We start from the raw sequence: 17,225 nt of genomic DNA on the forward strand, positions 1-17,225 counted from the left end.
AAATCATAAAACAATATAATCTAATCATTGGGGCACCATCTGACAGCCTTTTGCTCCGATGAGGCAGCTATACAATTAAAATACAAATATAAATAAAAATACATATGAAATTTTCAATTTATAAAATTTTTATCATGTCTATGCTTGGAACTGCATTGTTGCAAGCTTGTCTTAAGGGAGAGTTTGACGCTCCACCCACAGGTGGAAATGATCCGCAAATACCTGCTGAACAGATCATCAGTCTTCAGGAAATCATGTCCAAATATTATACTCCCGGGAAGTATACCAATATTGATATAGATAAACATATCAAATGTGTTGTAGTCGCAGATGATAAATCAGGAAATTTTTACAAGAACATCATTATTGAAGATGAAAATTCTGATCTTGGGATATCCTTATTGATTGATGAAAATGAAATTCACTCTTCATATCCAACAGGAAGAAGGGTATTTGTAAAGTTAAAAGGGCTGACAATTTCGGATTATAATGGACTGCCGCAATTGGGTATGGGTGTGGATAATTCCAGCAGTTCGCCCCGGTTAGGCCAGATACCACCTTCTCTAATGAGTCAGATCATTATTCCGGGATCATTTAATATTCCTGTTACACCACGCAAAAAGAAAATTTCAGAATTAGGGCCAAGTGATTTAAACACCCTAATACAGATTGAAAATGTCCAGTTTGTAAATGTGGGAGCGAATAAAAAATATGCCAACAACCAAGTAGATCCTCCTATCACTATCAATCAGGATCTTGCGGATTGCAGTGGCAATAGAGTTTTAGTAAGAAATAGCGGTTATGCAGATTTTGCCAATGAGTTGCTACCGGAAAAAAATGGTACGCTTACCGCAATTTATAGTATCTTCAGAGCCGACAAACAACTATTTATCAGGGATACCAAGGATGTGGTTTTTGATAAGGAGAGATGCGGCAGTGGTGCATCTTTAGTTTCTGTCAAAGATCTTCGGGCCAGATTTACAGGGACTGCCCTACCGGTGGTTTCCGGTTTTGTCCAAGGCGTAGTGATATCAGACATTGCCAATAAAAACATCAATGGACAAAATCTTGTGATTCAGGATGGGGATGCCGGTATCGTTTTAAGATTTAAATCAGCAATCAATGTTCCGTTGGGAAGTGAGATTAAGGTAAATATAGGCGGGGGCGAATTAAATGAATTTAGTAAAGTACTACAGGTTCAAAATTTGGAAAACACCAATGTCGAAGTGCTGCAATCTTCAAAAACTATTACACCTAAAGTATTGACTGTCGCGCAAATTGATCCTGCGATTCATGAAAGCACTCTTATTAAGGTCAACAACGTTATACTCATTAACGGGTCTAAGTATTCGGATAAAATCAAAGTCAAAGATGCTACTGGAGAGATAGACTTATTTACTTTGAATGCAGCAAATTTTGCATCAGATGTCATCAAAAATGGCACAGTTTCAATCACGGCGATAGCTTCAGAATTTACAACAGGAAAACAACTGTCTATCCGAAATCTAAATGATATATCAGGAGGAGCGGATTGTGATGTGAATGATGGTACGAAAGATTGTGATGGAGATGGTGTTAAAAACAGTGATGATTGTGCGCCCCTTAACAAAGATATTTACCCGGGAGCGCCATGTGATGATGGTAATATTGCTACAGTTTCTGATAAATATGATAGTACCTGCAAGTGTGTAGGTCTAACTTCCTCAGGAGCAATAGACGAATCATTTTCCAGCCAGACAAATAATGTGGATATCTCTCTTCCAGGGTGGCTAAATGTGGCTGTAAAAGGAACCAGGAAATGGCAAGCCAAACTTTTTAGCTGCCACTTGTCTGCTCAGGCCACAGCATTCAATGATACAGCACCTGAGATGGAGACCTGGATGATTACACCTGAAATTACTACTTCAGCGACTCCAACCATGTCATTTGAATCAGCCAAAGCATTCTGGACTCATGACGGACTGACGGTGTGGGCATCTGCAAACTATAAAGACAACCCAGCTACAGCCACATGGACAAAAGTAAATGCTAAATTAGCCTTGAAGGACGAAGCCGACAATACATTTATCAATTCCGGCAATATCGACCTTAAGCCTTTTGGATCTAAGATACGAATTGGATTTAAGTATGAAGGAAAAGGTGCATCACTGACATCGACATATCGAGTAGATAATATTAAAATAAAGTAGAAAATACCACATTTACAGTTAGAGTATGTTTAATTTTTTTTTAGTTGTAAATCAAGAGATTATGTTTCTGGCGATAAAATAATTAACGATTTTAGCTTGCCAGACAACTATGTTAATAGCCAGGCAGGTGAACTAAATGAGGCAGTTATTTTGAAGCTAGGTTCATAATATATTGATTTTAAGGCAATAAAAATTAAACTCTTAACACTTTCAAACTTCTTAACACCAATCAAAACATTATTCGGATGTTCTTAACACATCTCAAACTGACATCTTTCAGAAACTATGAAGACCAACAGTTTGAATTTCATCCTGATGTAAATGCATTTGTAGGTATGAATGGTATGGGAAAGACCAATGTGCTGGAAGCTATCTATTATCTTTGTTTTGGGAAAAGTTATTTTGCTTCGGGTGATAGATATGTCATCAATCATAATAATGATTTTTTTAGGATAGCAGGAAGGATTTCTGAAGATTTTGACAAAGAAGTTGTCGTCAGATTCAAGACAGGAAATAAGAAAGATATCGAAGTTTTAGGGAAAAAAATAGAAAGAATCTCTGACCACATAGGACAGATTTTATGTGTGATGATAGCACCTGATGATATCCACCAGCTACTTGAGAGCAGTGAAGACAGGAGAAATTTTATAAATAATACCATTGTACAATCTGACAAATTATACCTTGAACATCTATTGCAATACACCCATCTGCTTAAACAAAGAAATGCGCTGTTAAAATCTTTTATTGAAACCAAAACATTTGATCACCATCTTTTGGAAGCTGTTACGAGAGGCATGTTTCGACCCGCTAAGTATATTTTTGAAAAAAGGAGAGAACAAATTTCCAGTATCATTCCACTTTTTAATGATTTTTATAAGGGAATATGTGCTGGGAGAGAGATATGCAGTATTGATTATGAAAGTAAATTGGAGTTTCAAAATATGGAAGACCTTTTACAGGAACATATACAAAAAGACCGAATCCTGGGACGGACGAGTCAAGGTATCCACAAAGATGATTTGACTTTCCTTATCAACGGTGAACCATTAAAAAACTTTGCATCACAAGGACAATTGAAGTCTTTTGTACTGGCTTTAAAACTAGCTCAATACAAGATAGTAGAACAATCAACAGGTAAAAAGCCCATGATTTTGCTTGATGATATTTTTGATAAACTCGATGCATTTAGGGTAAGTCAGCTTATGAACGTTTTGAAGGAAAATAATTTTGGGCAGATATTTATAACAGATACTCAAGAAGCAAGGATAAATAAAGCATTAAAGGAAAATAACTATAATTTTAAAATGTTTTATATAAATCAAGGAATTGTTGTGAATCAAGCAGAATTAACTAAATAATCCTAATGAAAATGGATTTTTTAAAAAATATTCTTAAATTTGTAGTACATTTTGCAATTATATTTCTTAATAAAGGTAAAGCAGAATTAAACTTTTCAAAAATTAGTTGTCAAATGATGATATTCTTCAAAGGTATCCACGTAAGAAATGATCGATTTTATGAACTGGCAATAGCCAATCAATGTCGTCTCTGTCGGAAGAATTTATTTTGAGTCAAATATTCAAAAAACATACTCTTAAGATTTTTATATCATAAAAATAATTGTTCATGGCATCACTAAGCAAATATAACGGTACATGGAATGTAGGGCATGCAGCTCATTTGTTCAGAAGGGCTACTTATGGTGTGAAGTATGAAGTCGTAAAAGAATTTGGAAGCAAATCTTTGAGCGAAACAACTGCTGCACTATTTACTTCATTAGCTCAACCATCCCCGCCATTGAATCTCAACTATGCCACTGATCCCGATGTCCCGGTTGGCCAGACCTGGGTTGACAAAGGTACAAGTCAAAATGTGGATGGTTACAGAAGGCAATCTCTCAGGGCTTGGTCTTATGACCTGATGTTGTCCGGCTTGCCCAATATCAGGGAGAAATTGGTCATGTTTTTGCACAATCATTTCGTCACGGCTGACCTTGATGACCCACGTTATCAATACAAAAATATAGCCCTGATCAGAAGCAGGGCTTTGGGAAACTTTAAGCAGTTGACATATGATATTACTATTGATCCTGGTATGCTGAGCTACCTCAATGGCAATCTGAACACAAAAACTGCACCTAACGAAAATTATGCCAGGGAGTTACTAGAATTATTTACTGTTGGTAAAGGTCCGATAGCTGGCCCTGGAGATTATACCACATATACTGAGAACGATATAAAAGAAATTGCCAAAGTTCTTACAGGTTGGAGAGATCTAAGAGGCGCGGTACCTGTAACTTCTCAGTTTAATGTAGCAAACCACGATATAACGACAAAAAAATTATCACCAAGATTCAATAATTCATCCATTGCAAATACCGGAATCAACGAATACAAAAATCTTATTGATATCATTTTTCAGAAAGAGGAAGTGTCTTTGCATGTATGCCGAAGATTGTATACGTGGTTTGTAGCTTCTGAAATAAATGATGAAATAGAGAACGATATCATAAAACCTTTAGCAAAAGTATTCCGGGATTCAGATTATGAGCTTTTACCAACAGTAAAAACACTGTTGGAGTCAACGCATTTTTATGATGTTTGTGCACGAGGTATCATGGTGATGAATCCATTGGATTTTTTATTGAATCCTTTGGCGGCTTTTGATTTAGTCCTCCCGACAGATGCTGTACTAAGGCAACAGGTGCTCAGTGCGATCTATCAAACCTCACTAAACCATCAGATGGCAGTATTTTATGCTCCGTCTGTAGCAGGCTGGCAGGCATACTATCAGGAACCCAACTATTACAAACTATGGCTCAATTCAGTTTCTCTGCCACAACGAAAAACCTATACGGATGCTATTGCAGGAAGCGGACAAACTGTAAGTACATTCAGAATTCAGCTGGATATTCTGAAAACAGTCAATAAATTCAGCAAACCTGAAGATGCGAATGTAGTGGTGTCAGAGATAGGAGTTTTACTCTTTTCTAAGCCATTATCTTCAAATCAGGTCACTCACTTAAAGTCGGTTCTTGCTGCAGGAAGTAATGATGCTGGCTGGACCACAGCATACAATAGTTATAAAGCTGCCCCAACAAATACTGCTGCCCTTAATACAGTAAATACAAGACTCAGGAACATGGTCACTTATATGATGCGTATGCCGGAATATCATCTGAGCTAAATTTAAAAAATGATAATTCACAATTTTTTGAGATAAAAGTTATTGCTTTCAAATAAAACATAATTAAATGAAGCGTCGTCAATTTTTACAATCAGGATCTTTGCTTTCTGTGCCCGTAGTGTTGGGCGGTATGGACATTTCTGCCGTTGCCAACTCCTCCTTGTTCAATTATTTGAATATGGATGATGAAAGGGTATTGGTACTCATACAACTCAACGGCGGAAATGATGGTCTGAACATGATCATTCCCTTGGATCAGTATTCGGGACTTAGTGCAGTCCGACCATTACTTATGTTGCCGGAGTCATCTGTTTTGAAATTGACAGATAAAACGGGAATTCACCCTGCTATGAGCGGATTGAATAAATTATACAAAGAAGGTATGCTGGCTGTAGTTCAATCTGTAGGCTATCCGAATCAAAACCGATCGCATTTCAGATCCACAGACATTTGGATGAGTGCTTCAGATGCAAAAGAGTATATAGCCACAGGCTGGGCAGGACGTTATTTCGACGGCAATCACCCTACTTATCCTTCGGGTTATCCCAATAACAATTTTCCTGACCCTTTAGCAATCACAATTAGTTCTTTAGTCTCTGAAACATGTCAGGGGACAGTGAATAATTTTAGTTATGCCTTGACTGCTCAAAGTTCTGTAAAAATAGTAGAAGAGACTATTGCCGGACCTAGTGATAACACCTGCTACAGCGCAGAGGTTGAATTTGTAAGATCAACAATAAAGCAATCCAATGCTTATGCATCAAATATATTATCCGCTTTTTCAAAGGGTAAAAATGTAGCGACATATCCCACAACAAATTTGGCTACCCAATTGAAAACTGTAGCAAATCTAATAGCCGGTGGATTGCGAACAAAAATTTATGTTGTTTCGATAGGTGGCTTTGATACGCATGCCAGTCAGGTGCAGGTGGGTGAGCCGACAGTAGGTAACCACGCTAACTTATTAAAAACCATATCTGATGCGGTTTCAAGTTTTATGGACGATTTGAAAGCCATTGGTTTATCAGAGAAAGTGGTCGGAATGACATTTTCCGAATTTGGAAGACAAATCAGAGCTAACAATAGTTTAGGTACTGATCACGGTACTGCAGCTCCTTTGATACTTTTTGGAAGCTGTGTAAATGCCAATATTTATGGTAATAATCCTCAAATCACTTCCACCGTTGCCGCACAGGAAGGAGTACCTATGCAGTATGATTTCAGGTCAGTATATGCCAGTTTGTTGATTGATTGGTTAGGGGTTCCGGCTGAACAGGTAAAATCAGTACTGTTTAAAGATTTTCAAAAGTTGCCTATCGTCAAGAACTGCTCTAAACCATCTTCAGTAGATGATGACATTATTGAGATTCAGGCAAATATTGCACCCAACCCTTGTTCCGACTATCTTTATGTGAATTTTAACAATATCGGAAAGCATGTACATCTAAGCATTTTTAATGCTATAGGTTCTCAGCTCGATATTCCGGTCAATAAGACACTTTCGCAAGGTCCACATGAAGTAATGGTTGATACTTCAAGGTTTCAGTCGGGGTCTTACTTTGTACGATTGGCTGTAGATAATGCCGTACAAACATTAAAGTTTATTAAGATTTAGATTTAAATTTACCAGCTGGCGCAAGTTTCAGGCTGTTTCAAGCCTGATAAATGCAAATTGTGTCGTTAAATAATCTCTGGCACTACTATTTATCTCTGAAAAAGAGATATAGGATAAATGAATACAAAAGCCATACAATTTTTTAGGCTGTGTGGATTTGAGTATTTATACTACTATTCATGGGAAAGCCTTAGCATCGCAGCGACGCAGTAATTACTATTCCAAGCTGGGTTTGCATAGGTTTCTTAGTTTGCATAGTTTGCATAGGATGCTCACGATCTATACCACCATCTATGCTCATCCATGCTCTATGCTATCTATGCTTCAGTCTTAACTTCACTCAGCTTGGATGTCTGAATTTTGCCTTTAATACAGTAATCTTTTACTTTAATGATTGCAATTTCGAATATTTTAAAATTTAAACATATTTTTACACTTTTGTTAAAGGATAAATCTATGGCAAATAATAACTTATTGTATCTTTTGATTATAATGTTTTGTGGAGGAATTTTTTCCTGCATACCAGATACAGGGGACAAGTCATCGCACTTTGAATTGTCACTATCAGATAGTGAAATACAAATGATAATTGATCTTGGAGATAAACGTGATATAAAATCTCTTTATTCGTACTTGCGACACTCAAATCCGTCTTACAGGTTTCAGGCTTTGCAGATGTTCGGTTCTATAAAAAATGCTGAAGCCAATGATTCGATATATCCGCTTTTATCTGACCCAAACTTACAAATCCGAGCGGCCGCTGCTTATGCCATAGGTCAAAACGGAGACCCCAGTAGTGCCATCAGACTTATTTCAGCTTTCAGAGGAAAAGACACAGTCGAAGTAAATAATATTTTTAATGCTAATATACTTGAGGCGGTTGGCAAGGTAGGTAATCTTGATGATCTTAAAGCCTTAGCTACAGTGAAAACATACCGACCCTCAGACAGTTTGCTTTTGTTGGGCCAGGCCCGAGCTATATTCCGGATGGCATCAAGAAACATTATATGTGATGAAGGCACTTCAAGAATGGTCGACATACTACAATCTGAATTGATCGCTGATGATGTCAGAATATACGCTTCACATTATCTTGCCCGATCAAAAGATATCAACCTTGATATGTCAAAAATCAGACTCACTGACATTTTTAACAAAGAAAGAAATCCGGATGTCAGAGGACCATTGGCAATTGCTTTAGGGAAAAGTAAAGACACCATATTTGTTCCTGTTCTGAAAACTGCATTTATAGCTGAGACCGATTACAGAGTAAAGGCTAATATACTCAGAGCCATGAGCAATTTCCCTTACCATCAGATAAAAGATATTATCATCCCAAATCTTAAAAATGAAAATCTACATCTTGCTTCCACTGCTGCCAATGTCATAGTCACCAACGGAGATATCATGGATGTACCGCTTTATGCTCAATATGATACCATTACCGTGCCATGGCAAGTCAGATCAAAGATGAATGCTGCTGTGCTGGCGCATTCTGCATTGTTTTTTACAAAGAGCAAGACTGCTTTTTCAGAAAGGATAAAACAAAACATAAAAAAACGCTTCCTCTGACTATGAGAAAGTCTCTTATATAGAAGCTTTGAGCAAAGATCCCTTTAATTACTTTCAGCTTATACAGCTTTACCAGAATGAAAGCAACAATCATCCGAAAATGGCGGCCGTCGAAGGTTTGGGCAATATCTTAAAGAACCCTCTTTTTTTTAAAGCCTTTGGCAATGGTTATGGTAAGATAAAGTCTGAAATTCTCAATGTATTGGGGTCGGCGATTACAAGTGGTGATCAGGGGCAGATAGCTGTGGCTTCAGGCATTCTAAAAGATCAGGCTTTACAGTGGAGAGAGTGGGTGAAAGATGTTACTTTCATGAAAGATGCTCTGGCCAAATTAAAACTTCCGGCAGATATTGAGTCGTACAATGAATTGAACTCATGTATAGCATATATGGAAGGAGCAGAATTTAAAGCAGAAAAACCAACATACAATCATCCTGTTGATTGGTCTGTAATTCAAACCATAGGTGATTCGAGCATCGCTGCTGTAAAAACCACAAAAGGTATCATCAGAATAAAATTATACAAAAATATGGCACCTGGTTCTGTGGCAAATTTTGTAAATCTCATCAATCAGAAATTTTTTAATGATAAAAGTTTTCACAGAGTTGTCCCTAATTTTGTAATTCAAACAGGCTGCCCCAGAGGCGACGGTTATGGTTCACCAGACTATTCAATTAGAACTGAAGTACCACAAATTTCATACAGTGGAGAAGGCTATGTAGGTATGGCTTCTGCCGGACAAGACACAGAAAGCAGTCAGTGGTTTATTACTCATTCAGCTACCCCTCATCTCGAAGGCAACTATACTATTTTTGGAAAAGTAGTGGAGGGTATGGAAGTAGTCCATAATATACAAATGGGTGATAAAATCAATGAAATAATCCTTGTAAATAAATAATACCACTTCTAATACAATCTCACTCATTAGATTCGTTAAAATGAAAATTTGTTTTATTACTGACTTACATATAGACAATGAAGGTGTTTTGCCCTTCAATGTAGATGTAAGATTAAGAATTCAAAGAGTTTTATCCTATATAAAAAATAAAAACTACGACCTCATCATCCTCGGTGGAGATCTGTGTAATATGGAAGGCAATGTCGAAATCTACCAGTGGCTAAAAAAGCAAATAGATGACGTGGATATTTCTTGCCATATCATAGCAGGCAACCACGATGATGCTTCATTAATGGCCGAAGTGTTCGGGATAAAACATCTTTTGACTGAAAATGAGCTATATTATCATTTGTCTTTCATGAATACGGGAGATGTTTACTTCTTGGATACTTCAAAAGGAAGTATGTCTGATCAGCAATTCTTATGGCTTGAAGACAAAATCAAAAATCATACACATGATGATATTGTGATTTGTATGCATCATCCACCTGTTTTGGCTGGTTCAAAACATATGGAACCAAAATATTTTTTTACTCAATCCGAAAGGTTTAAATCACTTTGTGACAGAAATCCTTTAAAACGTTTCATTATTTTTTCAGGGCACTACCATATGGCAAGAACTGTTTTTAATGACAATATTATTTTATTTATCAGCCCTGCTACCTGTGTACAGATTGACCCGAACAGTGAAGAATTTGTCATAAGAGATACAATCAATTTCGGATATAGGGAGATTTTTTATGGAAATCATAAGGTCAATATGACCAACATTGTATATTTGCAATAGTTGCGGACAATTGCAAGTCAGTAACTCAGAGCAGAAAAATGTGGTGGGGAAAGTGTGTCTGCTCCCTAAGAGATGTTCGAAAACTAAAATACTGGTTTTGAGTCAATAAGAAGCTATTTTTTTTGCTGATTATACCAAACAGAAAATTGATTACGAAAATTTACTATCATAATTATTTAATTTACAATACATTATGATTTGAATTTTTACAGAATATTCTCTTTCCACTATAATATGTGTTGTCCTTATAATCTGATGGACGCGTATACCGGCAAATGATCAGAAATGTATCTACCATTTTTGCGTTTACCGTCTAAATGGATGTATTTTAGGATTTTAACTTTTGAAGAAAAAATGAAATCAATTCGACGAGTGTTATTCTCCTTGCCAAAACCATTGAAAGTGCCTTGTGGTCCATTTATTTTCTGTGGGAGCTTGTGATGAGCGGCTACTAATAACTGAATAGGTTTTTCTTCAGGGGTGGCGTTAAAATCACCCATCAGGATATAAGGTTGGTTTTCAGGATTTATTTCAGATACTTTTTTTAAAATCAATTCGGCAGATCTCAGTCTGGCTGACTGGCCTTTATGGTCAAAATGCGTATTGAAAATCCAGACCGATTTTTTACTTATCTTGTGGGATATCTGTGCATAAGAACAGATCCGGGGTAATGCTGCATCCCATCCAACTGAAACTTTATTTGGAGTATCGGATAGCCAGAATGTGCCGGACTGATATATGGTAAATACAGTCGTATCAATATAAATAGCACTAAATTCGCCTTTTTGGTATCCATCATCTCGACCACAGCCAGCATATGTATAATTTACAAGTGCACTGTCGAGATATTGCACCTGATGAAATAATCCTTCTTGTATACCTAAAATATCGGGTTTCTTTGTTTGGATTAATTCCACCATTTCTAGTTTTCTTAAATGCCAGTTGTCCAACGAATCTCTTTTTTCATCGTATCGGATATTCAAAGTCATCACATTAAATTTTTGTGATACTAATTCGTTATGAAAAATCACACTTAAAGCAATAAACCAGATGATTGTAAAATTATTCTTTGTCATATTTGAGTTGACTTTAATTAATACCTCAAAGCATTTTGATTACTTACTTCCTTTTTGGGAATTACCATCAGGTGTAAAAGTATAAAAAAAAATCCATTTCCATCACATCAGAAACAATTAGTGTGTATAACAAAATAGAAGTTATTTTCTCTAATAAAGAAATTCCTTGCTAACTTGTCCTTCGTAAGAATGAAGCCTATATGAAAAAAATATATTACAAAAGCTGGGGTTTCCCATTTTTGCACTAAAATTGTTTAAACTGCCCGCTACCCTCATTCCCTAAAGAGCCTGTCAAGCTACGCTTGAGACGACCCACCCTTTACCACTCTTCAGGCATCTGATCTCCCCTTCAGGGGTCGGGGGTAAATTGATGAAATATTCCATCTAGACACATTCTCAAAAGTGCCGTTAGCTCGTTTTCATTCTTATCCTAAAAGAAGTGCAATATGTTATACACACACAATTATGATACATTATAAAATCTTATGCCCGTAGTTATACACACTTTTATAGAATTTTATATGTATAGGTTGCAAAGTTTCCATATCTTTGCATTTTATAAAATAATGCGATTTTGATGACGACTGAGAATATTAAGATAGACAAATTCCTCCTGAAATCCTTCAACAAACATACACAAACCAGCAAAACAAAAGCAATCATTCAGATTATCAACTCTTTTGGACCTTTTCTTGCCATTTGGGTATTGATGTACCTATCGCTGGATTACAGTTATTGGCTTACTTTTGGTCTTGGGGTGATCAATGCCTTCTTTCTTGTACGTATATTTATTATTCAACATGATTGTGGTCATAGGACATTTTTGTCCAATGGAAAAGCAAGGGCAGTGGTTGGTTACATCTGTTCTTTATTCAGTACAATACCATATCATTATTGGTCAAAATCCCACCATCTACATCACGCTCACAATGGTCAGCTGGAATTAAGAGATATCGGTGACATAGACACGCTGACAGTCAATGAGTTCAAAGTTCTCAATAAATGGGGAAGATTTAAATACAGACTTTACAGGTCATTTTTAGTTATGTTTATCTTAGGGCCAATATATTATGTCGTGATACACAACAGGCTTCCTATGATAAAAATGGATGTTTTTAAAAATGAAAAATGGCGCCTTTGGCTGAATAATTTCATTTTAGTCAGTATTTTTTTGGTTTTAGGATATTTTTTAGGATTTGGAAAGTTCCTTCTTACTCATTTTACCATTGTTGTGATATTTTCAGTCATTGCCATCTGGTTTTTTTATGTACAACATCAACATGAAGAAGCTTATAAACAGTGGCGCGATAAGTGGGACTATCTCACAGCAGCCATCAGAGGATCTACGTATTATAAGGTTCCCAGGATGTTTAACTGGTTGACAGGAAATATTGGTATTCATCATATTCACCATTTGAATCCCGCCATACCCAATTATAATCTTAAAAGTGCATTGGCAGAAAACCAATGGATCAATCAGTATGTGACCGTCATTACTTTTTGGCAAAGTCTTAAACTTGCATCCAACAAGTTGTGGGACGAGTCTACCCAAAGGATGATTACTTTTGCGGAGTACTATCAGCGAGAAAAAGCAGGATCGGTCTGATACCCGTATAAAATTAAAATCTTCAAAATAATTTATTAGTATAGTAGTTATCGACTGATAAAACATGTTTTTATTATGTCAAAACAACAAACAAAAAATATTAGAAGCATATGAAAAATTAGCTTATAAATAAATAATGGTGGTAAGGTTTTGGTTTACCCGTTGAAATGCATAACAATCACCGATCGATTGAAATTATTTATTATCATAGAAAGATAATGGGTTTTACGGTGAAAAAGTCTTTGAACCCAAACCAGTAAAGGAATTTGAAAAATATGATCCAAGGCACTATAAAGAGTTATGCGATTTTCCTTCGTTTATTTGTGTGAGGGCCATTAAACAATGATTTAAATTAGTTTGAATGTTTGTAAGTACATTACCTATGTGTGTTTAACAAATTGCACGTTTTCAGTATTGTTCTTAAAAGACAACAAAAATGTGGTTGGATTGAGGGGCTCGTCCCTTTAAGGGAATGAGGGTAGTGGGGAAGAAAATATGAATTTGTACAATTTGTTATACACACATCACCTATTAACAAAACATTATTCCATGTCTGTTCCTGAACATGGTTTACTTGCAAAATATTTGATTATCTTTGCGGCTTCAAATAAAATTTACCCTTGCAAACATTTAAGGAATTAGGACTGAGTGACGATATCCTGAAGTCACTCGAAGAAATTGGTTTTGTTACTCCTACTGAAATACAAAGTAAATCTATCCCAAATCTTCTTCAAAACAGACCCGATTTTATCGGACTGGCACAAACAGGAACTGGCAAAACCGCAGCTTTCGGATTGCCTCTGATTCATTTTTTAGACACTTCCATAAGTCATGTTTATGCGCTCATACTTGCTCCTACCAGGGAGCTTGCTCAGCAAATATCCCGTGAACTTGAAAATTTCGGAAAATACAAAAAAGGCCTTAGGGTCCAGGTAGTATATGGTGGAACACCCATCACCACCCAAATCAGAGATCTGAAAAAAGCTGCACCACACATTTTGGTGGCCACACCCGGAAGGCTACAGGATCTCATAGATAGAAAAGCCGTCAAACTGGACCAAATTGAGTTTCTCGTGCTTGACGAAGCAGACGAAATGCTCAATATGGGCTTTCAGGAAGATATTGATAAAATACTTCAATTCACACCTGAAGAGAAGGTTTTATGGTTGTTTTCAGCGACCATGCCACCTGAAATCAGAAGAATTGTGGGCACATATATGGAGAAACCTTTTGAAGTGAAAATTCACTCTGAGAGCAAAACCAATGAGAACATAGACCATAAATATATCTACGTCAGCAAACATGACAAAGAAGCAGCACTCAAAAGGGTACTGGATTATCTTACTGATTTCTATGGCGTTGTTTTCTGCAAAACCAAGATGGATACTCAGGAACTCGCTGATTATCTTGAAAAAGAAGGGTATAGAGCTGAACCATTGCACGGAGACATGTCTCAATCTCAAAGAGATGCTGTAATGGCAAAATTCAGAAATAAGACTACTTCTATCCTGGTGGCGACTGATGTAGCTGCACGAGGTATAGATGTGGATTCGCTCACACACGTAGTGCACTATTCTCTTCCTGAAAACCCTGAATACTATACCCACAGATCAGGTCGCACTGCGAGAGCTGGTAAAAAAGGTACATCACTTGCCATTGTGACACCACAGGATATCGGAAGGATCAGGTTTTTTGAAAGGACAATAGGTGTAGATATCAAGCATATAAAAGTACCTCTCCAATCGCAGATGTATAGTAAAAAACTGGAAAAATGGACTGAAAAAGTACTTCATACAGATACTATAGAATTGAATGAAGACCTTATTTCAAAAGCATTGGAAACCTTTGAGTCTTTGTCCAAAGAGGATTTGGTTCAAAAAGTTCTGGCGATTGAGTTCAATAAACTGTATAAAAAAGTCGAAAAAGATGACTTGAATATCATATCAAATGAAAGAAGAGATGATCGTCAAGGTAGAAAAATCGAAACCGGCAGTAAACATCAAAGGGATGATAGAAGAGATAGGGGCTCAAGAGAAAGGGGTTATCATTCAAATCCGCACATGGATACTTTTTTCGTCAATATAGGCAAGATTGACAATATACACCCGGGAGTTCTGATTGATATACTTGCTGGTCACGCGGGTCTTTCAAAAAAGCAAATTGGAAATATTGACATCCAGAAAAGACATTGTCTGGTCGAAATTGATAAAAAATTTGCGAAATTTCTGGATAGTGGCAAAATTCTGAAATACAGAGGACGTCGCATAACTATAAAAAAGGAAGACGTAAGTCAATATTAGAAGATTGGGATTGCCCAATATCAAAAACCATTTACCAATATATTTTAATCAACAAGCATTAATCAATAACAAACTATATGGAGTCTATTCGTAATATTGCCATCATTGCCCACGTAGATCACGGGAAGACAACTCTAGTGGATAAAATCATCCATGAATGTAAGGCCATGGATGAACGTAAAGATACAGGAGAGTTGATTTTGGACAATAATGACCTGGAAAGGGAGCGTGGTATCACAATACTTTCAAAAAATGTATCTGTACAGTATAATGGAGTCAAAATCAATATCATAGATACACCAGGTCACTCTGATTTCGGTGGCGAAGTGGAAAGAGTTTTGAATCTTGCCGATGGTGTTTTATTGCTTGTGGATGCATTTGAAGGCCCGATGCCTCAGACAAGATTTGTGCTGAATAAAGCCATTGAGTTGGGCTTGAAGCCGATAGTTGTAATCAATAAAGTGGACAAGGAAAACTGCCGTCCCGAAGAAGTACAAAGTGACGTGTTTGATCTGATGTACAATCTTGGTGCTACAGAAGAGCAGTTGGATTTTGTCACGCTGTTTGGGTCAAGTCGGGATGGCTGGATGAGTTTTGATCACACTATCAGAACAAAAGACATTCAACCGCTGCTTCAGGCTGTCATCGATGTCATTCCGGAGGCTCCATACAAGGAAGGTCCGGTACAAATGGGTATTACTTCTTTAGATTTCAATGCTTTTCAGGGTCGTATTGCTATCGGGAGGGTGTATCGAGGAGACCTGGAAGAAAATAAGGATTACTTTATCTGTAAAAAAGGAGGAGTAATGAAAAAAGTCAGGGTCAAAGAACTTTTTGTTTTTGAAGGATTGGGCAAAGCCAAAGTGTCAAAAGTAAGAAGCGGAGACCTTTGTGCTGTGGTAGGCATTGATGATTTTGATATTGGAGACTCTATCGTGGATCTGAACGAACCTGAAGCTTTGCCAAGGATTGAAGTCGATGAACCCACAATGAGTATGTTATTTACGATCAACAATTCGCCATTTTTTGGTAAAGAGGGAAAATATGTGACTTCCAGACACCTTAGAGAAAGATTGTACAAAGAGTTGGAAAAAAATCTTGCTTTACGCATAGAAGATGGTGAGACTGAAGATAAATTTAATGTTTATGGCCGTGGAGTGTTACATTTAAGTGTTCTGATAGAAACAATGCGCAGGGAAGGGTATGAATTGCAGGTAGGAAAACCACAGGTCATCATAAAAGAAATAGACGGTGTAAAATGTGAGCCAATAGAAATTCTTGTGGTTGATGTCCCCGAGGTTTCGTCGGGAAAGGTTATAGAACAAATCACACAACGCAAAGGATTGCTCAAAGTGATGGAGCCCAAAGGTGATGTACAGCACCTGGAATTTGAGATTCCTGCCAGAGGCATTATAGGATTAAGAAATAATATACTCACATCCACACAGGGAGAGGCTGTGATGACACATCGATTTTACCAGTTTGAACCATTCAAAGGTGACCTGCCGGCAAGACTGAAAGGGTCGATGGTCTCCATGGAGCAGGGCCAGGCACTGCCTTTTGCTATAGACAGGCTGCAGGACAGAGGTAAGTTTTTTATAGATCCGGGAGAGCAAATTTATATAGGCATGGTCTTGGGCGAACATTCCAGGGACAACGATCTTGAAATCAATGTGATCAAAGGTAAAAAACTGACCAATATGCGGGCTTCAGGTTCTGATGAAAATATGAAAATAGCTCCGAAAATTCAATTTTCTCTGGAAGAAGCCATGGAATATATCAGAGAAGATGAATATCTCGAAGTAACACCTCAGAGTCTGAGGATGCGCAAAATCAGTTTTAAGCCTCAATAGACTTTTTTTATAAGAAAATTAGGAGTATGTTTAAATTTGTCCCGTGGAGCCAAATGATAAAAACTTATACATAATCTAAAAAGGGCTGTCATTCTACCAAGGGCGGCAGCCCTTTTTCAATACCGTCATTGGTTAATTGT

At 37.0% G+C, this 17,225-nt stretch carries 11 protein-coding genes; 10 read left to right on the top strand and 1 reads right to left on the bottom strand.

What is annotated here, in order from left to right:
- Positions 1–104 precede the first annotated feature (104 nt).
- The 7 genes from IPK35_09320 to IPK35_09350 all read left to right on the top strand — a co-directional run bounded on the left by IPK35_09320 (position 105) and on the right by IPK35_09350 (position 10,250).
- Positions 105–2,189 (top strand): choice-of-anchor J domain-containing protein, encoded by a 2,085-nt coding sequence (locus IPK35_09320; GenBank protein MBK8053455.1) that lies wholly within the window; start codon positions 105–107, stop codon positions 2,187–2,189.
- Between the two features lie 245 nt (positions 2,190–2,434).
- Positions 2,435–3,550: a DNA replication and repair protein RecF gene (gene recF, locus IPK35_09325; GenBank protein ID MBK8053456.1), complete on the top strand. Its 1,116-nt coding sequence runs from the start codon at positions 2,435–2,437 to the stop codon at positions 3,548–3,550.
- Positions 3,551–3,818: 268 nt separating this feature from the next.
- On the top strand, positions 3,819–5,378 hold the full coding sequence (locus tag IPK35_09330) for a DUF1800 family protein (GenBank protein MBK8053457.1): 1,560 nt from the start codon (positions 3,819–3,821) through the stop codon (positions 5,376–5,378).
- Positions 5,379–5,445: 67 nt separating this feature from the next.
- Complete coding sequence (locus IPK35_09335) at positions 5,446–6,993, top strand: DUF1501 domain-containing protein (GenBank protein ID MBK8053458.1); 1,548 nt, start codon at positions 5,446–5,448, stop codon at positions 6,991–6,993.
- A 456-nt stretch (positions 6,994–7,449) separates the two neighbouring features.
- Positions 7,450–8,565 carry a HEAT repeat domain-containing protein gene (locus IPK35_09340; protein MBK8053459.1) on the top strand — a complete coding sequence of 372 codons (1,116 nt, stop codon included), beginning with the start codon at positions 7,450–7,452 and terminating at the stop codon, positions 8,563–8,565.
- Positions 8,566–8,953: 388 nt separating this feature from the next.
- A complete protein-coding gene (locus IPK35_09345; protein MBK8053460.1) occupies positions 8,954–9,463 on the top strand; it encodes a peptidylprolyl isomerase in 510 nt (169 codons plus the stop codon).
- Positions 9,464–9,503: 40 nt separating this feature from the next.
- Positions 9,504–10,250, top strand: a complete 747-nt coding sequence (locus IPK35_09350) for a metallophosphoesterase family protein (GenBank protein ID MBK8053461.1) — start codon at positions 9,504–9,506, stop codon at positions 10,248–10,250.
- A 245-nt stretch (positions 10,251–10,495) separates the two neighbouring features.
- Here IPK35_09350 and IPK35_09355 read toward each other — a convergent pair whose 3' ends face one another.
- Positions 10,496–11,326, bottom strand: coding sequence for an endonuclease/exonuclease/phosphatase family protein (locus IPK35_09355; GenBank protein ID MBK8053462.1), 831 nt, complete (start codon positions 11,324–11,326; stop codon positions 10,496–10,498).
- 577 nt (positions 11,327–11,903) lie between these two features.
- Here IPK35_09355 and IPK35_09360 point away from each other — a divergent pair.
- The 3 genes from IPK35_09360 (at position 11,904) to typA (ending at position 17,085) form a co-directional block, all read left to right on the top strand.
- Positions 11,904–12,932 (top strand): fatty acid desaturase, encoded by a 1,029-nt coding sequence (locus tag IPK35_09360; GenBank protein ID MBK8053463.1) that lies wholly within the window; start codon positions 11,904–11,906, stop codon positions 12,930–12,932.
- A 620-nt stretch (positions 12,933–13,552) separates the two neighbouring features.
- Positions 13,553–15,232: a DEAD/DEAH box helicase gene (locus IPK35_09365; GenBank protein ID MBK8053464.1), complete on the top strand. Its 1,680-nt coding sequence runs from the start codon at positions 13,553–13,555 to the stop codon at positions 15,230–15,232.
- 77 nt (positions 15,233–15,309) lie between these two features.
- Positions 15,310–17,085, top strand: a complete 1,776-nt coding sequence (gene typA, locus IPK35_09370) for a translational GTPase TypA (GenBank protein MBK8053465.1) — start codon at positions 15,310–15,312, stop codon at positions 17,083–17,085.
- The last annotated feature ends 140 nt before the right edge of the window (positions 17,086–17,225 follow it).

Source organism: Saprospiraceae bacterium (assembly GCA_016713025.1).
Taxonomy (GTDB): domain Bacteria; phylum Bacteroidota; class Bacteroidia; order Chitinophagales; family Saprospiraceae; genus OLB9.